Consider the following 19,654-nt stretch of genomic DNA (forward strand, 5'->3'; position numbering starts at 1 on the left):
GCAGGCAGAATGGTTCTCACAGGACCGATCCTGAGAGAACCACACGAGGAGACCAGCTGACGATGACGAATCCACTCGGACAGTCCAATGGGGCGCGGCGTGGGGCTCTGCCGGAACCCCCCACGGGCTGGCCCATCGGTTCGTATCCCACGTACGCGGAGGCGCAGCGCGCCGTCGACTACCTCTCCGATCAGGAATTCTCGGTGGAGGACGTCACCATCGTGGGTGTCAACCTCATGCAGGTCGAGCGGGTGCTGGGCCGTCTCACCTGGGCGAAAGTGATTGGCGGGGGCATTGTTTCGGGGGCCTGGCTCGGCGTGTTCTTCGGGTTGCTGCTGGGCATCGTCACGGGCGGTTTTCTGGCGCCGCTCGTCGTCGGCATCGTCGGCGGCATCATTTTCGGGCTGATCTCCACGACGATCCCGTACGCGGCGACGCGGGGAACCCGGGACTTCGCGTCGACCATGCAGCTGGTCGCCGGGCGGTACGACGTGCTGTGCGAGCCGAAGTCGGCGGAGAAGGCCCGGGACATGCTGGCCAAACTGGCGCTCTGATCGGCGCTCCCGCCTCGACCTGCGGGTTGCGGTCGGGTCACGGATTGCGTCCCATTCGCGACGTTCGCGGCGATTTCACCCAGTTCGCCGACGATGTCGGATAGGTTTACGGCGCAATGCGTGGGCCCAGGCCCGCGCCGAAACCGTGACCTGTCGGTGGAGTGCGCGTTCCGGCAGGAACAAATGTGCGGGCCCGCGTGCCCAGCCGTACAGCGACTGGATCCGTGAGGGGCCGCTCGAGGAGGCGGCTGTGCTGCATCGCACCAAGCCCGGACGCTCGCTGAAGTGGGGACTGATCGGTGCCGCCGCCGTCCTCACCGTTCCCCTGCTGGCTGCGTGCGGGTCGTCCGAAGAGGGCATCGTCCTCAGCTTCTACACGGCTGCCGACGGCGCCGAACAGTATGCGGAGGCCGCGGCCAACTGCACGGCGGCGGCCGGCGGCCGGTACACCGTGGAGCAGCGCACGCTGCCGAAGGGCGCGGACGATCAGCGGCTCCAGCTGGCCCGCCGGCTCACCGGAAACGACACGTCACTCGACATCATGACACTCGACGTGGTGTGGACCGCCGAGTTCGCCGAGGCCGGCTGGGCGGTGCCGCTCCCGCCCGGCATCGCGGCGGAGGTCAGCGAGGGCACGCTCGAAGGCCCCCTCGAATCCGCGAAGTGGCAGGACCAGCTGTACGCCGCGCCGCTGAACACCAACACCCAGTTGCTGTGGTACCGCAAGGACCTCATGCCGGACGGGCAGCCGCCGCAGACGTGGGATCAGATGATCGACATCGCGGAGGGCCTGGCCGCGGAGGGCCGGCCCAGTTGGATCGGGGTGCAGGGCAAGCAGTACGAGGGCCTGATGGTGTGGTTCAACACCCTGCTCGCGAGCGCGGGCGGGTCCGTCGTCGCCGAGGACGGGACCACCGTGACGGTCGCGGACGGTGACGCCGCGCTGAAGGCGCTCGAGGTCATGAAGCGGGTGGCCACCGCAGAGGGTGCCGACCCGTCGGTGTCCCAGGGCGACGAGGCGTCGTCCCGGCTGGGGATGGAGAGCGGAAAGGCTGCGTTCGAGGTCAATTGGCCGTTCGTGCTGCCGGGCATGATCGAGAACGCGGAGAAGGGGGACCTGCCGTTCATCGACGAGAAGGGCAACCCGACGTCCGTGGACACAGGTAACACGGTGCTCACCGTCGACGGTCAGCAGAACTTCCTCCCGGCGCCGTACCCGTCGGTGATCCCCGGGCGACCGGCCGAGGTGACGATCGGCGGATTCAACATCGCGGTCGCGAAGACCAGCCAGCATCCGGACCTGGCGTTCGAGGCGGTGTCATGCCTGCGGAACGAGGAGAACCAGCGCAACAACGCCGTCAACGGTGGTGTGCCGCCGACGTTGGCGAGCCTGTACGACGACCCGGCGTTCCAGGAGGCGTACCCGGCGTGGCGTGAGGTGCGGGAGAGCCTCGAGACAGCATCCGTCCGCCCGGTGTCACCGGCGTACCAGAGCATTTCGACCCTGATCACCGACACGCTGAATCCGGTCGGTGACATCGACCCGCCGCGCACCGTCGACGAACTCGCCGAACAGGTACGCAAGGCGGTCAACTCGGAAGGGCTGATCCCGTGACGACCGAAACCGTGCAGGCGGACCGGGCCGAAGAGCCGAAAGTCGCGTCGAAGAAGCAGATCTCGGAAGGGAAGAAGGCCGAACGCAGACTGGGGTTGTGGTTGGTGGCTCCCGCCGCGATCCTCATGGTCGCGGTGACGGCCTACCCCGTCGTCTACGCGGTGTGGCTGAGCCTGCAGCGCTACGACCTCCGCTTCCCCGACGACCGCAAATTCGTGGGCCTCGCGAACTACGTGTCGGTGCTGTCGGACGCGTACTGGTGGCAGGCCTTCGCGGTGACGGTGGGCATCACGGTCGTGTCGGTGGTGATCGAGTTCGTCCTGGGCCTGATCCTGGCGCTCGTGATGCACCGGACGCTGGTCGGGAAGGGCATCGTGCGGACGGTGGTGCTGATCCCGTACGGCATCGTCACCGTGGCCGCCGCGTACAGCTGGTACTACGCGTGGACGCCGGGCACCGGGTATCTCGCCAACCTGTTGCCCGACGGCAGCGCCCCGCTGACGCAGCAGATTCCGTCGCTTGCGATCATCGTGCTCGCCGAGGTGTGGAAGACGACGCCGTTCATGGCGCTGCTGCTGCTCGCCGGACTGGCCCTCGTCCCCGACGACCTCCTCAAGGCCGCTCAGGTCGACGGCGCCGGGGCGTGGACGCGGCTGGTGCGGATCATCCTGCCGCTGATGAAACCGGCAATCCTGGTGGCGCTGCTGTTCCGCACGCTCGACGCGTTCCGGATCTTCGACAACATCTACGTCCTCACCAAGGGCGCCAACGACACCGGATCACTGTCGATCCTCGGCTACGACAACCTGTTCAAGGCATTCAACCTCGGAATCGGCTCCGCGATCAGCGTCCTCATCTTCCTCTGCGTCGCGCTGCTCGCGTTCGTGTTCATCAAGCTGTTCGGCGCCTCGGCTCCCGGGTCCGACACGGAAGGAAACCGATAGCCATGGCCGTCGTCGACACACCTCGCCGCAAGATCAGCTGGTCCGTGGTCAACCTGCTCGTCCTGCTCTACGCACTGGTCCCGGTGCTGTGGATCGCCAGCCTGTCGTTCAAGCCCGCGGGAACGATCAAGGACGGCAAGTTCATTCCGCAGAAGTGGACACTCGACAACTACCGCGGGATCTTCCAGACCAACGCCTTCACCAGTGCGCTGATCAACTCCATCGGCATCGGGCTCATCTCCACGGTGATCGCCGTCGTCATCGGCACCATGGCCGCCTACGCCATTGCCCGGCTGGACTTCCCAGGCAAGAAGCTGCTGGTCGGCGTGGCCCTGCTGATCGCGATGTTCCCGCAGATCTCCCTCGTGAGCCCGCTGTTCGACATCGAGCGCAGGCTCGGGCTGTTCGACACCTGGGCGGGTCTGATCCTCCCGTACATCACGTTCGCGCTGCCGCTGGCCATCTACACGTTGTCCGCCTTCTTCAAGGAGATCCCCTGGGAGCTCGAGAAGGCGGCCAAGATGGACGGCGCCACACCGGCTCAGGCGTTCCGGAAGGTCGTGGCCCCGCTGGCGGCGCCGGGCATCGTCACCGCCGCGATCCTGGTCTTCATCTTCTGCTGGAACGACCTGCTGTTCGCGATCTCGCTGACCTCGACGGAACGGTCCATCACCGCGCCGGCCGCGATCGCGAACTTCACCGGCGCCTCCCAGTTCGAGGAGCCGACGGGCTCGATCGCCGCAGCCGCGATGGTGATCACGATCCCGATCATCATCTTCGTGCTGTTCTTCCAACGACGCATCGTGGCCGGTCTGACCTCCGGCGCGGTGAAGGGCTGAGACCTGCTTGCAGGGTCGAAACTATGAAGGAGTTTCTGTGGCCGAAATCGTGCTCGACAAGGTGACGAAGCTGTACCCGGACGGCGCCAAGGCGGTGAGCGACGTCGACATCACGATCGCCGACGGCGAATTCATCATTCTGGTCGGACCGTCCGGGTGCGGAAAGTCGACCACTCTCAACATGATCGCCGGCCTGGAGGACATCTCGTCCGGTGAACTGCGCATTGCGGGGGAGCGGGTCAACGAGAAGGCGCCGAAGGACCGCGACATCGCGATGGTGTTCCAGTCGTACGCGCTGTACCCGCACATGACGGTGCGGCAGAACATCGCGTTCCCGCTGACCCTGGCGAAGATGTCGAAGTCGGACATCGCGGCGAAGGTGGACAACGCCGCCAAGATCCTCGACCTCACCCAGCACCTCGATCGCAAACCGGCCAATCTGTCGGGCGGACAGCGGCAGCGGGTCGCGATGGGCCGGGCGATCGTCCGCAGCCCCAAGGCGTTCCTGATGGACGAGCCGCTGTCGAACCTCGACGCCAAACTCCGCGTCCAGATGCGCACCGAGATCGCCCGGCTGCAACAGCGACTCGGCACCACCACGGTGTACGTCACGCACGACCAGACCGAGGCGATGACCCTCGGCGATCGGGTGGTGGTGCTGCGGGGCGGTGTGGTTCAGCAGATCGGGGCGCCGCAGGATCTGTACGACCACCCGAACAACCTGTTCGTCGCCGGGTTCATCGGCTCGCCGTCGATGAACTTCTTCCCGGGGCAGCTCACCGCCGACGGGGTGTCGACGCCGCTCGGCGAGTTCACGTTGCCCCCGGAGACACGCGACAAGATCGGGTCGTCGAACACGGCGAAGGACGTCGTCGTCGGGATCCGTCCCGAGCACTTCGAGGACGTGGGGCTCGTCGACGAGGGGCAGAGAGCGGCCGGTGGCACCTTCACGGCCAACATCGAGGTGCTCGAGTCGATGGGTTCGGACAAGTACGCCTATTTCACGGCGGAGGGGCCGCAGGTGACCTCCCGGGAACTCGAGGAGCTCGCCGCAGACTCGGGTACCGCGGTCGCGGGCGGCGGGCAGCTGGTCGCCCGGTTGTCGACCGAATCGTCCGCGGCGCACGGCAGGCCGGTGGAACTGTGGTTCGACCGGGCGAAGATCGCCCTGTTCGATCAGGATTCGGGAGCGAACCTCACCCGTTGAGCGGGGCGCTCACCCGAACCGCGGGTGTTCGCTCCGCCGAGGCCACCGACGGTGCCCCACTCGGCCGCGAGGGCGGTCGCGTGGACCTCGTCCTCCTCCTCGTCGGAGGGGGTGCGGGTGGTGCGCGTGATCCCGAAGAACGGCAGCAGCCCGGCGAGGGCGGCGGCGGTCGCGCCGACGACGAACGCGATCACGTACGCCGATTCGGTCGGGACGTCCGTTCCGTCGATGGTGATGCCGGCGAGCAGGGTCGCGAGCAGCGCGCTGGCGACGGAACTGCCCACGGACCGGGCGATGGAATTGATGCTGTTCGCGACGCCGGTCTCGTCCTGCCGGACCTCGGCCACGAGCAGTGACGGCAGCGACGCGTACGCGAGGCTGATGTACGTGTTGACCAGCAGGATGGCCGCGATGACTTCCCACGTGCGGTCGTGGGCGAAGACGAACACGACGAAACCGCTGACGCCGACGACGCTCGCGGCGATGAGGACGGCGCGGGATCCGAAGCGGTGGATCAGTTTTCCGCTGAGGATCGAGGCGAGGACGCCGCTGATCGCGCCCGGCAGCAGGTATACGGTGCTGGCCTCGAGGACGGTGGCCCCGAAGCCGTATCCGGCCACCGCGCGCGGGGTCTGGACGAAGTACGAGCTGCCCAGGAACATCACGAACATCGACATGCCGACCACGAGCGCGGACAGGTGGGTGACGAGGACGGGCGGGTTGGTCAGCAGCCGGGGCGCGACGAGTGGGTCGGTGATCCTGCGTTCGAAGAGGAACCAGCCGATCAGGACCAGGATTCCGGCGATTCCGCTGACGATGGTGACGGGGGACGTCCAGCCCCAGGTGCCGCCCTCGGCGAGCGGCAGCAGGACGAGGACCAGGCCGGCGGCCAGAGCGGCCGCGCCGATCCAGTCGATGGATCCGGTTCCGGTGCGCGGGCGGCGGGGGATGGCGATCCAGGCGAGGACGAGTCCGGCGGCGGTGATGGCCGAGGACAGCCAGAAGATGCGGTGGAAGTCGGCGCCGTCGGAGACCAGCACACCGGTGAGGACGATGCCGAAGCATCCGCCGAATCCGAGGGTGCCGGAGAAGATCCCCATCGCCCCGGTCAGCTTCTCGGCGGGAAGTTCGTCACGCAGGACCGCGATGCCGATCGGGAACAGCGCGAACGACACGCCCTGGAGCACGCGGGCGAAGATCAGCACTCCTACCGACGTCGACAACGCACCGATGAGGGAACCGAGCAGCACGACCACGAGCACCCCGAGCAGGACGGGCCGTTTGCCGCGGAGATCGGCCAGGCGGCCGAGGACGGGCGTCGCGGTGGCGGCCGCGAGGAGGTTCGCGGTGAGGAGCCAGCCGACGGCGGTGGGGCCGACGTCGAGTTGCGAGCCGATGGTCCCGACGATCGGCACCACCAACGTTTGCAGAACGGCGACAATCATCACGACGAAGCACATGACGGGCAGGAGAGCCCTGGCTGCGGTTGTCGATCCGGCGGCCATGGGGTCCTCCTGTAGGGGTCGGTGAACGGCGTAATCAAATACGGTACTGGGGCTAACTAACGAAGGGGTTCACGGTGGGGTCTCAACGCATGTCGAATCGAGCGTTGGGCCGGGCCACACTGGCCCGGCAATCGCTGCTGAGCCGTTCGGACGCGTCCGCCCTCGACATGATCGAGCACCTCTGCGGACTGCAAGCCCAGGCTCCGGCCCCGCCGTATTTCGCACTGTGGACGCGGTTGACACGATTCCGCGCCGAGTCGCTGTCGGACCTCATCGAGAACCGCGCGGTGGTGCGGATTGTCGCGATGCGCGGCACGGTCTTCGCCCTGTCGGCCACGGACGCGCTCTCGTTCCGTCCGCTCACGCAACCGCTGCTCGACCGCGACCTACACACCAACACACAGCACCGGTCCGGTCTCGACGGGATCGACCTCGGCGCCCTCGCCGCCGCGGGACGTGAATTGGTGCGCGACGAACCCCGCACGCAGTCGCAGATGCGGCCCCTGCTCGAGGAGCGGTTCCCCGGCCGTGACGGGGCCGCGCTCGCCCACGGGGTGCGGGGACTGGTCCCGATGGTCCAGGTTCCACCGCGCGGGCTCTGGGGCAGGTCCGGGCAACCGGCGCTGTCGACGCTGGAGTCGTGGGTGGGTCGTCCACTGTCCGCCGCGCCGTCCATCGACACGATGCTGTTGCGCTACCTCGCCGCGTTCGGCCCGGCGAGCGCGCGGGACGCCCAGGCCTGGTCGGGGCTGACGCGGCTCGGGGAGGTCTTCGACCGGCTGCGGCCGGAACTCCGGGTGTTCCAGGGCGAAGCGGGTCCGGAACTCTTCGACCTTCCCGACGCACCCCGGCCGGACCCGGGCACCCCCGCCCCCGTCCGCATCCTCGCGCCGTTCGACAACGTGCTGCTCTCGCACGCGGACCGCGGACGCCTCCTCGACGACGACGTGCGGAAGAAGGTCTTCACCCAGAACGGCATCATCAAACCTGCCGTCCTGGTGAACGGCAGGGTCGCGGCGTTCACCACGACGGTGGTCGAGAAGTCCCGTGCGGTACTCGACGTGGAGCCGTTGGCGACCATCGCGAAGACGCATCGCACCGCGATCGAGGCGGAGGGCAGGCGACTGTTGAAGTTCGCGCACCCCGAGGCGCCCGAGCGTGTCGTGCGGTTCACGGGCTAGCCGGTTTGTGCCTGCGCGGTGCGAGGTGGCTGAGCTCGGCGATGATCTCGTCGTTCCAGACATGCTGGCGCACAAGGCGGTACCGCTCCCGCGCCACCCACAGGTAGGCCTCGGCGTCGGTGTGGTCGGGCAGCATCTCCGCGGCCCGCAGCATCCGGACCACCGGCAGGAACTCCTCACCGAACCAGCGCCGGGCCACGGTTTCACGGCTGAGGAATTCGCCCACCTCCTGCATGAGCCGGAAACCCCAGGCCTCGACGCTCTGGCTGATCTCGGCGTACTCCCAGGGATCGGTGACGACCACGGCCGCCCGCTGGGGCCCGCTGAGCGGCACCCGGGTGAGGAACAGGCGGCGGTGGTCCTTGATGACCAGGTCGCCGCGCTGCGCGATCCCGTCGGGGGAGATCTTGGTCTGGATCTCGGTGACGTAGGCGTCGATCGTGCTCCAGTGCATCGCGTACGCGATGGAGACGCGGTGGTGGCCGTCGCTGACGAAGTGCATGGACCCGATCCGATACACCTGGATCGGCGGCACCGACTCCCCCCGGCGCTGCGCGGCCGCCAGCCGTTGCCAGCGCTCGCGCACCCGGGTGGACGTGGGCCGGAAGAACCGGTCGAAGTCGCGGGTCCGGTCGACGCTCCCGACGATGGAGTTGACCGGGATCACCTGCAGGCCGAGCGACCGTTCCCCGACCCGGCCGACGGCAGCGACCACCTCGTCGAACGGCAGGATCTCGTTGACGTCGTCCGGTTCGCGGCGCAGCCAGCTGACCAGCCGCGACAACTCGGCGCGGCGGCGCTGGCGGGTGAAGTCGTTTTCCGCGTCGGCGGCGGGGAATCCGGTGTCACGTGCCATGCCGGCGCCTGACGATGGTGGGGTCGGCGCCCGGGGCCAACTCCATCAGGGTGAATCCCACGGTGTTGATCACCGTCGTCGCGCCGAGTGTGCGGTCCTCGGCCGCCCGGCCGTACGGGTGGACGTGCCCGTGGATCATGACGCGGGCCTGCAACCTGCCCGCCAGGGTCTCGAAGCACTCGAAACCCCGGTGCGGTGGATCCTCCTGGTCGCCCACTCCGCGCGGCGGGCTGTGCGTGAGCAGCACGTCGACGCCGGACACACCCGAGCGGCGCGCGTGCCACGCACTCGTCAGCGCCAGGTTGCGCGCCCGCCGCCGCTGCTGCCGCTCGGTCCACTGGTTGGGGCCGTCGTTGTAGCGGATCGATCCACCCAGACCGGCGATGCGCAGGCCCGCGATCCGCACGATCCGGCCGTCCGCGTTGACCGCGCCGCAGGGTCCCGGCCACGCCGAGGGCAGACCCGCCCGCATCCATCCGACACGTCCCGCGGAGTAGCCGGACAGGTCGGCGTCGTGGTTGCCCGGCACGAAGACGCACGGCGCGTCGAGCGCGTCGATCAGATATTCCAGGTAGTCGAACGGGAGATCGCCCGCACCGAGGATCAGGTCGACGTCCATGGCACGCACCTGCGAACTCCACAGCGACTCGATCGTCTCGTCGGACACTGCGAGTACCGAGACCATGGTCCGACGCTACCGGCTCGCGAGGCCGGAGGACGGGTGAGCGGCTTCGGTGGTTTGATTGCGGGGTGACTGACAGCGTTGTGGCCTCCGTTCGCGCGCACCTGCTGGGGCAGATCGGGGGACCGGAGCCGACTGCGGCATCGGTGACGTTCCTGGGCGTCGAGCCGCTGGACGTGCTGCGGTTCGCACCCGACGAAGAGGGGCTGGTGCGCTACGTGACCCTGGGGTGCTCCCGGCACCCGATGGGCGACCCCGGCGAACTGGTGGCCGACCCGCTCCGTGGCCCCCGCGCCGAACTGATCCTCACCCTGCGCGGTGGGGCCGGGGTGGCATCGGGAGTTGCGCGGACCCTCGCGGTCCTGGCGGCGGCGCCGTCGGTGGAAGGGGTGGTTCTCGTCGAGGACGCGCTGCTCGACCTGGGGGAGCCGCTGTGGAAGGACGCACCGTTCACCGCCGTGCTGCTCGGTGAATCGACCGTCCCGGACCTCCCGCTGCCCGAACCCGCGGAGGCCGTGCGGTTCCTCGCTGTCGTGCCGCTCACCGGCACCGAAGCGGCGTGGGTCCGGCTGCGCGGCGCCGGGGCACTGCGCGACGCCTGGACGGAGGCGGGCATCGACGTCCGCGATCCGTACCGCGGTGCCGCGTCCCTCTAGAGCCAGTGGTTCCGGCGGAACGTGACGAACAGGGCCACCGTCACCGATGCGATCACGAATACCACGCCGTGATAGCCGTACTGCCAATGCAATTCGGGCATGTTGTCGAAGTTCATGCCGTAGATGCCCGCGATCATCGTCGGCACGGCCGCGATGGCCACCCACGCCGAGATCTTGCGCATGTCGGTGTTCTGCTGCACGGCGATCTTGGCGAGGGCGGCGTCGACGAGTGAGCTGAGGACCTCGTCGTATTCGGCGATCCGCTCGGCGACGGTGGTGTGGTGGTCGAGGACGTCGCGGAAGTAGCGGCGGATCTCCTTCGGCACCGGATTGCCCGGTGCCCGCGTCAGCCGCAGCAGCGGGTTGGACAGCGGGTTCACCGATTTGCGGAGTTCGACGATCTCGCGCTTGAGGAGGTAGATGTGTTCGACCGCGACGCTGCTGCGCGGGCTGAACACCGCCTCCTCCATGCCGTCGACGTCCTCTTCGATGGCCTGGGTGACTTCGAGGTAGGTGTCCACCACGTGGTCCGCGACCGCGTGCAGCACCGCGTACGGGCCCAGGGCGAGGCGCTCCTGGTTCGCCTCCAGCGCGTGGCGGACGTTCGCGAGCGGGGAATGGTCGCCGTGCCGGACGGTGATGACGAAGTCGGCGCCCACGAACACCATGATCTCGCCGGTCTCCACGATCTCGCTGGCCGTCGCCACCGACTCGTGAGGCACGTAGTTGACCGTCCGCAACACCAGGAACAGCACGTCGTCGTAGCGTTCCAGCTTCGGCCGCTGGTGGGCGTGGACGGCGTCCTCGACCATCAACTCGTGCAGCCCGAACGTCTCGGCCACGCTTTCCATCTGCCCCTCGTCGGGGGCGAGCAACCCGACCCACACGAACCCTCGGCCCCGCTTGCGGACCTCGGCCATCGCGGCCTGGTGCGTGTATTTTCCGGGGAGCCTCGTGCCGTCGACGTACACACCGCAGTCGACGATGGCGCGCGCGGTCGGGATGCGGATCCTGGGGCCCGGGTCCTTGTCACCGCTGCGCTGATCCTTGTCGCTGCCACGCTTGGGGAGCGAGGGCACAGACGGCACGGGGCCCTCCCTTTCACCGGCGAGTCGGAAACGCTGCTGGTGAATCGTACGTCAGCACCCGCTCCGGACCGGCGGCGTCGCACGACACGCCAGGCTTCCGGGCCGCACGCTCGGACCCCGTGCCGCGACACCTGACAGACTGGTCTGGTGCTCATCGATCTCCACACCCATTCGACGGCCTCCGACGGAACCGACAGCCCGGCGGACCTGGTGCGCGCCGCGGGGGCAGCAGGACTCGACATCGTGGCGATCACCGATCACGACACGACCGCGGGGTGGGCCGAGGCGGTCGCGGCGTTGCCTGCGGGGCTCGCGCTGGTGCGGGGCATGGAGATGTCCTGCGAGGGCCGCGGTGAGGACGGACGCCCGGTTGCGGTGCATCTCCTCGCCTACCTGTTCGATCCCGCGCACGCGGCGTTCGCACGCGAGCGGGAACGGTTGCGGAACGAGCGGATCGTGCGAATCCGCGCGATGGCGGAGTTGATGATGGAGGACGGTCTGCCCATCGACGCCGACGAGGTGCTCGCGGAAGCGGGACCCGCGGCGGGACGCCCACACCTGGCCAGGGCTCTGATGCGCGCCGGTGTGGTCGGCAGCGTCGGTGAGGCGTTCGTGGATCTGCTGGCCCCGCGCGGCCGGTACTTCGTCGACAAGTCCGATACCCCCCTCGACGACGCCGTGCAACTGGTGGCGGAGGCCGGGGGAGTGAGCGTCCTCGCCCACGGACGGGCCCGCACGAGGGGACGGCTGCTGTCGCTCGATCACGTCCGCGACCTGGCGGGAGCCGGTTTGCACGGGCTCGAGGTGCACCACCCCGACCACTCGTCGGACGACACTCGGGTTCTGCAGGAACTGGCCGACGAGCTCGGTCTGGTCGTCACCGGCTCCTCCGACTATCACGGCACGAACAAGGCCATCCGGCTCGGCGAGTTCACGACGGACGCCGACGAATTCGACACCCTCGTCTCGAAAGCATCCGGCGTACAGGTGGTCTCGGCATGAACACGCACGAGTTCGAGCGGTACGACCCCTACGGTCCCACCCTTCCGAGGACGGTGACGGCCACCGAACCGCGACGCAGCCCTCTCGTCGTCCGCGCGCTGCGCGCCCTCAGCGGGGCCGTCGCCGCCGGCGTGGTGATCCTCTGCCTCGTCGTGATCGGCTCCGCCTACGTGGGCGGCGGCCGGGGCTTTCCCGGCCCGGGGACGATCTCCATCACCGCGCACGTGGTCGCGTCCGTGTTCGTGATCGTGGCGCAGCGGATTGCGGACCGCCGCGACGGTCTCGTCGCCATGGTCGCATCCGTCGCCGTCCTCGCGGCGGCGGCGCTTCTGCTGGCTACCCAGTGGTGGGGTTGACGGACGCTCGGCCCGTTATGTGAAACCGGCTCTCACAGTGACCCATCGGTAACTTGTTCTCACAGGTAGAGGCCAGAAAACGTGAGACATCTGACTGTCGTGGCAATTTGATTGTGCATCGATATTCGTGCCAGACTTAGCACCACTCCGACGTCGGCGCCACCGCCCTTCGGCGGGGGTTTATGGCAGTGTTGCCAGGGCTCACCCGCCCGTGCCATGACGCTTCGGACGTTCTGCGGCCATCGTGATCGCGCACCCCGGAAGCTTCACCCTCAGTTGTCGTTCGTGGAGCAACTGTGAGGATCAGCGCCGATCCTCACGGTTACTTCTCAGTAACCCGGCCCCGAGTGAGCCTGGACTTAGCAGGAGTGTCATCGTGTCCATCGTGTCCGAACCCACCACACCGCAGAAGGTCGAGCTGACCGACGAGGAGATCTTCGCCGGCCACATCGGGGGGAAGCTCTCGGTTGAGACCACGACCGCCCTCGATACGCAGCGCGCCCTGTCCATCGCCTACACGCCCGGCGTCGCGCAGGTCTCCCGCGCCATCGCCGCCGACGAAACCCTCGCCGACCGGTACACCTGGACCAGCCGCCTGGTGGTCGTCGTCTCCGACGGCTCCGCGGTACTCGGCCTCGGGGACATCGGCCCGCGGGCCTCGCTTCCCGTGATGGAGGGCAAGTCCGCCCTGTTCAAGAACTTCGCGGGCCTGAACTCGATCCCGCTGGTCCTCGACACCAAGGACCCCGACGAGATCGTCGAAACCCTGATCCGGCTGCGCCCGAGCTTCGGGGCCGTCAACCTGGAGGACATCTCCGCACCGCGCTGCTTCGAAATCGAAAAGCGCGTCATCGAGGCCCTGGACTGCCCGGTCATGCACGACGACCAGCACGGCACCGCCATCGTCGTCCTGGCCGCCCTCAAGGGTGCGGTCAAGGTCCAGGACCGCGACATCCACCAGCTGCGGGTCGTCATCTCCGGTGCCGGCGCCGCCGGTGTCGCCTGCGCGAACATCCTGCTCGCCGCCGGGATCGCCGATGTCACGGTGCTCGATTCGAAGGGCATCGTCTCCGCCGACCGCAAGGACCTGAACGAGGTCAAGGTCGATCTGGCCGCGCGCACCAACCCGGCCGGCCGCCGCGGCGGCACCGCCGAAGCCCTCGACGGCGCGGATGTGTTCCTCGGGGTGTCCGCGGGCACCGTGCCGGAGGAGCTGATCGCGACCATGGCGCAGGATTCGATCGTGTTCGCGTTGTCGAACCCGGACCCGGAGATCCACCCGGACATCGCCCGTAAGCATGCGGCGATCGTGGCCACCGGGCGCAGTGACTTCCCGAACCAGATCAACAATGTGCTGGCCTTCCCGGGGGTGTTCCGGGGTGCGCTCGATGCCGGTGCCCGCCGGATCACCGAAGGTATGAAGCTCGCCGCCGCCGAGGCAATCCTCTCGGTCGTCGGTGACGAGCTGGCTGTGGACAAGATCGTTCCCAGCCCGCTCGATCCTCGCGTCGCCCCCGCTGTCGCGGAGGCAGTCGCCGCCGCTGCCCGTGCAGAAGGCGTCACCGACTAGCGAGAATCCGTCGAGCACCCCGATCCGGAACCCGCACCCACGGTTCCGGTGTCGGGGTGTTTGCCGTTGGGTGACGTGTTCGCTATTACGCGCGTTCGGCGATCTGTTGGGCGCTCGGGTTGCGGCGCAGGCGGCCGGTCCCGGGAACGGACGCCCACACCGCCAGCGCGAGCAGGCCGTCCACGACCAGAGCGAGGATCGTCACGAGCAGCGCACCGACAAGCACCCGGTCGTACTGGCGCAGGGCCAATCCGTCGAAGATGTAGCGGCCCAGGCCGCCGAGATTGACATACGCAGCAACCGTAGCAGTCGCGATGATCTGCAGGGTGGCGTTGCGCAGCCCGCCGAGCATGAGCGGCAGCGCATTCGGGGCCTCGACACGCGTGAGGACCTGCCACTCGGTCATCCCCATCGCGCGGGCGGCGTCCACGACCGTCCGGTCGACGTTCGCAACACCCGCGTACGTGCCCGCGAGCACCGGCGGGATTCCGAGGATCACCAGGGCGAGGATCGGCGGGATCAGTCCCAGTCCGAGCAGCAGCACCAGAAACGTCAGCAGACCCAGTGTCGGCAGCGACCGGAGCGCGTTGACGAGACCGACCACGACCACGTCACCCTTGCGCAGATGCCCGATGATCAGACCGATCGGCACCGCGACCACCGCGGACAGTGCGACCGCCAGGAAGCTGTACCAGAGGTGCTCGAGGATGCGGGCGCCGATTCCGGTGCTGCCCGACCAGTTTCCCGGATCGACGATGTACTCCCATGCGCCGCCGAAGATGTTCACGAAGCCTCCCCTGCGGCCGGGGCCGCCGACTGTCCCGCGACCAGCGGCGTGCGCCGGACCTTCTGCTGCCGGGTCCACGGTGTCAGTGCCCGCCCGACCAGGAACAGCAGCAGGTCGAACGCGAGGGCCAGAACGACGATCGCGATGATCCCGGCGAGGATCTGGTCCGGATAGTCTCGCTGGTAGCCCTGGGTGAACAGCGTGCCGAGACCGCCGATCCCGATCAGCGAACCCACCGACACCAGAGAGATGTTGGTCACCGCCACCACTCGCACGTTCGCGACGAGAACGGGTAGCGCGAGGGGCAATTCGACGGTCAGGGCCCGGCGGAGCCGGGTGAAACCCATCGCGGTGGCGGAGTCGACGACGTCGGCGGGAACGGAGTCGAGGGCCTCGGGCACGGCACGGATGAGCAAAGCGGTGGAGTAGATCGTCAGCGCGATCACCACATTGAGCGGGTCCAGGATCTGCAGTCCGACGACGGAGGGGATCGTCACGAACAACGCCAGCGACGGGATCGTGAACGCGATGCCCGCGACGATCAGCGTGATCTTCCGCAGCCAGGACGCACCCCGGATCGCGGTCCCGACCGGGACCGCGATGAGTAACCCGATCAGCAGTGGAACCAGTGCGAGATAGAGATGGGTCTTCGTCAGGTCGACGACGACCGAGAAGTTGTCGATGAGCCATCGCATGGGATCACGGCCCGTCCGGGGTCGCCGGTGGGGCAGTGAAGTAGTGCTCACCCCGCGCGCGATCCTCGGCTGCCCGCTGCTCGGCCAGCTTCGCGATCACCTCGGAGCCGAGGATGCCGCCGGTGACCGTGCCGTCGGCGTCGACGGCCACTCCGATGCCCGACGGCGAGGAGATGGCCGCGTCCAGGGCCTGCCGCAGGTCGGCACCGGGGGAGAAGAGGGATCCGCCCGCCGCAGTGCATTCGGAGACGGGCCGTCCGGCCCGCGCCCCCTCGACGCCGGTGACGTCGATCCAGCCCCGCGGAACGCCCGCATCCGTGACGACCAGGACCCATTCACCTTGTTCGAGCCGGAGCCCGGGCAACTCCTTCTCGGTCGCCGTCCGGATGGTGTGCAGCGGAACCTGATCTGCCGTCCGGAACGACAGCCCGCGGTACCCGCGGTCGCGTCCGACGAACGAGGCGACGAAATCGGTGGCCGGCGCGGACAGCACCGTGTCGGGCGCGTCGTACTGCTGCAACCGGCCACCCGGCCCGAAGACGGCCACCCGGTCGCCGAGCTTGACGGCCTCGTCGATGTCGTGGGTGACGAACACGATCGTCTTGCGCATCTCGGCCTGCAGGCGCTGCATCTCGGCCTGCAGGTCTTCGCGGACAACGGGATCGACGGCGCTGAACGGCTCGTCCATCAGCAGGATCGGCGGGTCGGCGGCCAGCGCCCGCGCGACCCCGACGCGTTGCTGCTGCCCGCCGGACAGCTGCCCGGGATAGCGGGATGCCAGCGCCGGATCGAGTCCGACGCGTTCGAGCACCGCCAACGCGGCCTTGCGGGCGTTGCGTCGTGAGTCGCCGCGCAGCACCGGCACGGTCGCGACGTTGTCGACCACCGTGCGGTGCGGCAGCAGTCCCGCGCTCTGGATGACGTAGCCGATGCCGAGTCGGAGCTTCACCGCGTCGGTTTGGGCGATGTCGCGGCCGTCGACCGTGATCGTTCCCGCGGTCGGGGTGATCATCCGGTTGATCATCCGCATCGACGTGGTCTTGCCGCAGCCGGAGGGCCCGACGAAGACCGTGAACGATTCGGCGTCGATCTCGAGGTCGAGGTTGTCGACCGCCGTCGTGCCGTCCGGGTACTGCTTGGTGACTCCCGAGAATGTGATCACGGCAGGCTCCTCACGAGACCGGCTTGTCGAGCCCCTGGTCCGTCACCCACTGCTTCGCGGCCGCCGCCGGCTCGGTTTTCGCGTCACCCGACACGGAATCGTTGAGCGCGACAAGCTCTTCGGTGGTCAGCTTCGCCGACAGTGCGTCGAGCGCCCGGGTCAGCTTGTCCGAGGACTTGGTGGCGCGTACCACCGGCACGACGTTCTGCGCCGCGAAGTTGTTCTGCGGATCCGCGAGCACCACGAAACCGTTCTGCGCGATCGCCGGGGACGTCGTGAAGATGTCGGCGGCCGTGATCTGTCCCGCCGCGAGGGCGTCCACCGTGGCGGGACCGCCGCCGTCGGCGATCGGGACGAAGTTGTCTGCTGTGATGTCGAGGCCGTACTTGGCCTTCAGGCCGGGCAGGCCACCGGGACGTTCCTGGAATTCGGCGGGAGCACCGAACTTCACCTCGTTCGAGTGCGCCGCGAGATCCGCGATGGAGGTGAGGTTCCAGCGCTGCGCCGTCTCCTTCGTGACGACGACGGCGTCCTTGTCCTCGGCCGGGGCCGGTGTGGTGATCGTCAGTTCCGAACCCAGCGCGGCAGGCAGCGCGGCGTCCACGTCGGCGGCGCTCGTGGCCGTCGAATCGGGGTCGAGATACTGCAGCAGGTTGCCCGTGTAGTCGGGGATGACGTCGATCGACCCGTCCTCGAGCGCAGGGATGTAGGCCTCACGGCTGCCGATGTTGAACTTCGTCGTCACGTCGAACCCGTTGGCGCGGAGGACCTCGGTGTAGATGTTCGCGACCGTCTCCGATTCGGGGAAGTTCGCGGATCCCACGATGATCGTGTTGGGGTCGTCACCCGATCCGTCGCCGCCGGCGGACAGGGGGTCGGATCCGCCGCCACCGCACGCCGCGAGCGACACGACGGCGACCGTCGCGAGAGCGATACTGCCAACGGAGCGGCGGGCGAAGCCCGACAGAATTCGTGAGGTGCGCATGAGCGTCCTTCCCGTTGTCACCGGCGCCGGACCTGCCGACGGAAGCCGGTGGACGCGTGTCCGCGCCATCGGTTGGCCAGTGTAACGATAGGGGCGGACAGAGCACGGTTTTCGACCAGCTCGAGGTAAACGAAAGGCGCGACGTGGCACACACACGGACAGACGGATCGGCCGAGCGCCCGGCGGCATGGTCCCGGGCCCTGATCGCCGGGTTCGCACTGCTGCTGGTCGCGGGGGCGGCGTCGGGATGCGCAGGCGGTGACACGACCCTCGACGGTTCCGCGGGGCAAGGGCAGGGCGAGATCGTGGTGGGTGCGGGTGACGGCGCGGAGAGTCGGATCCTGGCCGAAATCTATGCCGGTGCCCTGCGTTCGACTGGGGCGTCGGTCATCACCGACGGGGGACTCGGCGACCGGACCACGTACCTCGGACAGCTCGATGCCGGAAACGTCAACCTGGTGCCGGAGTTCACGGGCCGGTTGCTGCGCTACTACGACCCCGAATCGACGGAGACGGAACAGGACGAGGTGTTCGAGGCGTTGAGCAAGGCTCTGCCACAGGGGCTTTCGATCTCCGACTTCGCGGCCGCCGAGGACAGGTCGGCGCTGGCCGTGACCTCGCAGACGTCCGGGCAGCTGGATCTCACCACCCTGGACGAACTCGTTCCCTCGTGCACCACCAGTACAGCCGTGCTGGCCCCGGCGTTCGAGGCCGACGCGCTTCCCGACCTCACCGGCTGCACGTTCGCGCAGATCCGGACAGTGGCCGACGACGCGGCCGCCGTCGGCGAACTCGCCGCTCCGGCACCGTCGGACGGAGCCGTGCGGGTGGCCGGGGTGACCACCGCGTCACCGGACGTCTCGGACGCCGATCTGGTGCTGCTGGCGGACGACGAGCACGTGTTCACCGCACAGAACGTGGTGCCGCTGTTCCGGATCGGAACTCTCACCGAAGCCCAGCTGAAGGCACTGAACGTCGTGGCGGGTGAGCTGACGACCGCGGACCTGGCCGACATGATCGGCCAGGTCCGCGGTGGTGCCGATTCAGCCGACGTGGCGCGGGTGTGGCTCGACGCTCATCTGTGAACCCAGGAACGCCCCGAGTTCGGCGACCGCATCCGCGGCCTCGCGGACCAGGGACGCCTGTAGGTGGGCGACGTGCCACAGCCGGGCGTACTCGGTGAGCGTGACGTCCACATCCGACTCGTTCAGCTTGTCGACGAATTCCATGATCTGCGGGTAGAGCACCTCGTCCACCCCGACATGGATCAGCGTCGGCGGCAGTCCCGCCAGATTTCCGTGCAGCGGTGCGTAACCCGGATCGTGTGCGTCCCCGTTGCCCAGGTACTTCTCGGCGGCGTCGAACGACCACGCCGTGTTGACCACGAGATCCCGGTCCCGGGACGTGTCACGCCTGCCGGGATCGACCCACGGAGCGATCAGCGCCAACGCGGCCGGAGTCACACCGTGCCGGTCGATCAGGCGGCGCGCCGTGGCGACCGTGAGGCCACCGCCCGCCGAATCGCCCGCGATGGCGAGTTGCTCTGTCTCGTAACCGTGTTCGGTGTTCAGCTCCATGTACGCCGCGACCGCGTCCTCGAGCCCGGCCGGGAACGGATGCTCCGGGGCCAGCCGGTAGTCGAGGGTGTAGACGACGCTGCCGGATTCCCTGGCGATGTGAGCGGCCAGCGAACGGTGCGTGGCGAGCGAACCGATCGTGTACGCCCCGCCGTGCAGGTAGAGCACCGCGGTCCGGCGTTCGGTGGGTCCCACCGTGATTCGCTCCGCCGGCCGCCCGGCCAGCGAGGTCGGGCGGACGACGGCACCTGCGGGCACCTGCTGCAACGGAGCGCCGAGGTCGAGGAGCGCCCGCTGCACGGTGTACGGAAGCCGGGCGTTGAGGCTGAGTCGGTAGAACGGCCGGAGGGCCGTCGCGACGACCGGCAGCGGCAGGTGGAAGCTCATCGGTAC

The 19,654-nt window shown here is 68.4% G+C and carries 20 protein-coding genes; 11 read left to right on the forward strand and 9 right to left on the reverse strand.

The window, feature by feature from the left end; genetic code table 11:
* Window positions 1-62: 62 nt before the first annotated feature.
* The 5 genes from QM841_RS17150 to QM841_RS17170 all read left to right on the forward strand — a co-directional run bounded on the left by QM841_RS17150 (window position 63) and on the right by QM841_RS17170 (window position 5,159).
* Window positions 63-554 carry a general stress protein gene (locus tag QM841_RS17150; RefSeq protein WP_005239275.1) on the forward strand — a complete coding sequence of 164 codons (492 nt, stop codon included), beginning with the start codon at window positions 63-65 and terminating at the stop codon, window positions 552-554.
* A 250-nt stretch (window positions 555-804) separates the two neighbouring features.
* Window positions 805-2,169: an ABC transporter substrate-binding protein gene (locus tag QM841_RS17155; RefSeq protein WP_186301275.1), complete on the forward strand. Its 1,365-nt coding sequence runs from the start codon at window positions 805-807 to the stop codon at window positions 2,167-2,169.
* Entirely contained in the window at window positions 2,166-3,113 is a 948-nt protein-coding gene (locus tag QM841_RS17160) for a carbohydrate ABC transporter permease (protein WP_005573473.1), read from the forward strand. The genes QM841_RS17155 and QM841_RS17160 overlap by 4 nt, the downstream gene beginning before the upstream one ends.
* 2 nt (window positions 3,114-3,115) lie before the next feature.
* Window positions 3,116-3,952 (forward strand): carbohydrate ABC transporter permease, encoded by an 837-nt coding sequence (locus QM841_RS17165; protein WP_005239292.1) that lies wholly within the window; start codon window positions 3,116-3,118, stop codon window positions 3,950-3,952.
* A 37-nt stretch (window positions 3,953-3,989) separates the two neighbouring features.
* A complete protein-coding gene (locus QM841_RS17170; RefSeq protein ID WP_280783508.1) occupies window positions 3,990-5,159 on the forward strand; it encodes an ABC transporter ATP-binding protein in 1,170 nt (389 codons plus the stop codon).
* Here the strand turns inward: QM841_RS17170 and QM841_RS17175 are convergent.
* Window positions 5,129-6,664 (reverse strand): MFS transporter, encoded by a 1,536-nt coding sequence (locus QM841_RS17175; RefSeq protein ID WP_283332893.1) that lies wholly within the window; start codon window positions 6,662-6,664, stop codon window positions 5,129-5,131. The genes QM841_RS17170 and QM841_RS17175 overlap by 31 nt on opposite strands.
* A 74-nt stretch (window positions 6,665-6,738) precedes the next feature.
* On the opposite strand from QM841_RS17175, the gene QM841_RS17180 reads away from it, so the two are divergent.
* Window positions 6,739-7,845, forward strand: coding sequence for a winged helix DNA-binding domain-containing protein (locus QM841_RS17180; protein ID WP_280783510.1), 1,107 nt, complete (start codon window positions 6,739-6,741; stop codon window positions 7,843-7,845).
* On the opposite strand, the gene QM841_RS17185 is transcribed toward QM841_RS17180, so the two are convergent.
* On the reverse strand, window positions 7,835-8,701 hold the full coding sequence (locus tag QM841_RS17185; RefSeq protein ID WP_005264657.1) for a hypothetical protein: 867 nt from the start codon (window positions 8,699-8,701) through the stop codon (window positions 7,835-7,837). The genes QM841_RS17180 and QM841_RS17185 overlap by 11 nt on opposite strands.
* Window positions 8,691-9,386, reverse strand: coding sequence for a metallophosphoesterase family protein (locus tag QM841_RS17190; protein ID WP_005264659.1), 696 nt, complete (start codon window positions 9,384-9,386; stop codon window positions 8,691-8,693). The genes QM841_RS17185 and QM841_RS17190 overlap by 11 nt, the downstream gene beginning before the upstream one ends.
* A 65-nt stretch (window positions 9,387-9,451) precedes the next feature.
* Here QM841_RS17190 and QM841_RS17195 point away from each other — a divergent pair, with 65 nt between their 5' ends.
* Complete coding sequence (locus tag QM841_RS17195; protein WP_283332894.1) at window positions 9,452-10,039, forward strand: suppressor of fused domain protein; 588 nt, start codon at window positions 9,452-9,454, stop codon at window positions 10,037-10,039.
* Here QM841_RS17195 and corA read toward each other — a convergent pair.
* On the reverse strand, window positions 10,036-11,127 hold the full coding sequence (gene corA, locus QM841_RS17200; RefSeq protein ID WP_280783512.1) for a magnesium/cobalt transporter CorA: 1,092 nt from the start codon (window positions 11,125-11,127) through the stop codon (window positions 10,036-10,038). The genes QM841_RS17195 and corA overlap by 4 nt on opposite strands.
* Before the next feature lie 147 nt (window positions 11,128-11,274).
* On the opposite strand from corA, the gene QM841_RS17205 reads away from it, so the two are divergent.
* From QM841_RS17205 to QM841_RS17215, 3 genes are all read left to right on the forward strand, one after another.
* Complete coding sequence (locus tag QM841_RS17205) at window positions 11,275-12,129, forward strand: PHP domain-containing protein (RefSeq protein WP_105412761.1); 855 nt, start codon at window positions 11,275-11,277, stop codon at window positions 12,127-12,129.
* Entirely contained in the window at window positions 12,126-12,485 is a 360-nt protein-coding gene (locus tag QM841_RS17210; RefSeq protein ID WP_283332895.1) for a hypothetical protein, read from the forward strand. The genes QM841_RS17205 and QM841_RS17210 overlap by 4 nt, the downstream gene beginning before the upstream one ends.
* Before the next feature lie 376 nt (window positions 12,486-12,861).
* Window positions 12,862-14,055 carry an NAD(P)-dependent malic enzyme gene (locus QM841_RS17215; protein WP_283332896.1) on the forward strand — a complete coding sequence of 398 codons (1,194 nt, stop codon included), beginning with the start codon at window positions 12,862-12,864 and terminating at the stop codon, window positions 14,053-14,055.
* An 85-nt stretch (window positions 14,056-14,140) separates the two neighbouring features.
* Here the strand turns inward: QM841_RS17215 and QM841_RS17220 are convergent, their stop codons facing one another.
* Genes QM841_RS17220 through QM841_RS17235 form a run of 4 tightly spaced genes read right to left on the reverse strand, consistent with a single transcriptional unit; the run spans window position 14,141 to window position 17,684 of the window.
* The gene (locus tag QM841_RS17220; protein WP_283332897.1) at window positions 14,141-14,842 is read right to left on the reverse strand and encodes an ABC transporter permease; all 702 of its coding nucleotides are present in this window, start codon (window positions 14,840-14,842) and stop codon (window positions 14,141-14,143) included.
* Window positions 14,839-15,537, reverse strand: coding sequence for an ABC transporter permease (locus QM841_RS17225; RefSeq protein WP_005239327.1), 699 nt, complete (start codon window positions 15,535-15,537; stop codon window positions 14,839-14,841). Before QM841_RS17225 ends, QM841_RS17220 begins: the two co-directional genes overlap by 4 nt.
* A gap of 4 nt (window positions 15,538-15,541) precedes the next feature.
* Window positions 15,542-16,699, reverse strand: a complete 1,158-nt coding sequence (locus QM841_RS17230; protein ID WP_283332898.1) for an ABC transporter ATP-binding protein — start codon at window positions 16,697-16,699, stop codon at window positions 15,542-15,544.
* 10 nt (window positions 16,700-16,709) lie between these two features.
* Complete coding sequence (locus QM841_RS17235) at window positions 16,710-17,684, reverse strand: ABC transporter substrate-binding protein (RefSeq protein ID WP_283332899.1); 975 nt, start codon at window positions 17,682-17,684, stop codon at window positions 16,710-16,712.
* Between the two features lie 143 nt (window positions 17,685-17,827).
* Between QM841_RS17235 and QM841_RS17240 the strand changes: the two genes are divergently transcribed.
* Complete coding sequence (locus tag QM841_RS17240; protein WP_283332900.1) at window positions 17,828-18,769, forward strand: ABC transporter substrate-binding protein; 942 nt, start codon at window positions 17,828-17,830, stop codon at window positions 18,767-18,769.
* On the opposite strand, the gene QM841_RS17245 is transcribed toward QM841_RS17240, so the two are convergent.
* The gene (locus QM841_RS17245) at window positions 18,728-19,648 is read right to left on the reverse strand and encodes an alpha/beta hydrolase (protein WP_283332901.1); all 921 of its coding nucleotides are present in this window, start codon (window positions 19,646-19,648) and stop codon (window positions 18,728-18,730) included. The two genes, QM841_RS17240 and QM841_RS17245, sit on opposite strands and share 42 nt — an antisense overlap.
* Window positions 19,649-19,654 lie beyond the last annotated feature (6 nt).

The sequence above is a fragment of the Rhodococcus sp. IEGM 1307 genome (assembly GCF_030056915.1).
Taxonomy (GTDB): Bacteria; Actinomycetota; Actinomycetes; order Mycobacteriales; family Mycobacteriaceae; genus Rhodococcus_F; species Rhodococcus_F opacus_D.

Bases quoted from the DNA above. Each gene is read 5' to 3' on its own strand.
- QM841_RS17235 (WP_283332899.1), bottom strand. From the start codon at position 17,684: ATGCGCACCTCACGAATTCTGTCGGGCTTCGCCCGCCGCTCCGTTGGC.
- QM841_RS17210 (WP_283332895.1), top strand. From the start codon at position 12,126: ATGAACACGCACGAGTTCGAGCGGTACGACCCCTACGGTCCCACCCTT.
- QM841_RS17185 (WP_005264657.1), bottom strand. From the start codon at position 8,701: ATGGCACGTGACACCGGATTCCCCGCCGCCGACGCGGAAAACGACTTC.
- QM841_RS17150 (WP_005239275.1), top strand. From the start codon at position 63: ATGACGAATCCACTCGGACAGTCCAATGGGGCGCGGCGTGGGGCTCTG.
- QM841_RS17175 (WP_283332893.1), bottom strand. From the start codon at position 6,664: ATGGCCGCCGGATCGACAACCGCAGCCAGGGCTCTCCTGCCCGTCATG.
- QM841_RS17225 (WP_005239327.1), bottom strand. From the start codon at position 15,537: ATGCGATGGCTCATCGACAACTTCTCGGTCGTCGTCGACCTGACGAAG.
- QM841_RS17165 (WP_005239292.1), top strand. From the start codon at position 3,116: ATGGCCGTCGTCGACACACCTCGCCGCAAGATCAGCTGGTCCGTGGTC.
- QM841_RS17245 (WP_283332901.1), bottom strand. From the start codon at position 19,648: ATGAGCTTCCACCTGCCGCTGCCGGTCGTCGCGACGGCCCTCCGGCCG.
- QM841_RS17190 (WP_005264659.1), bottom strand. From the start codon at position 9,386: ATGGTCTCGGTACTCGCAGTGTCCGACGAGACGATCGAGTCGCTGTGG.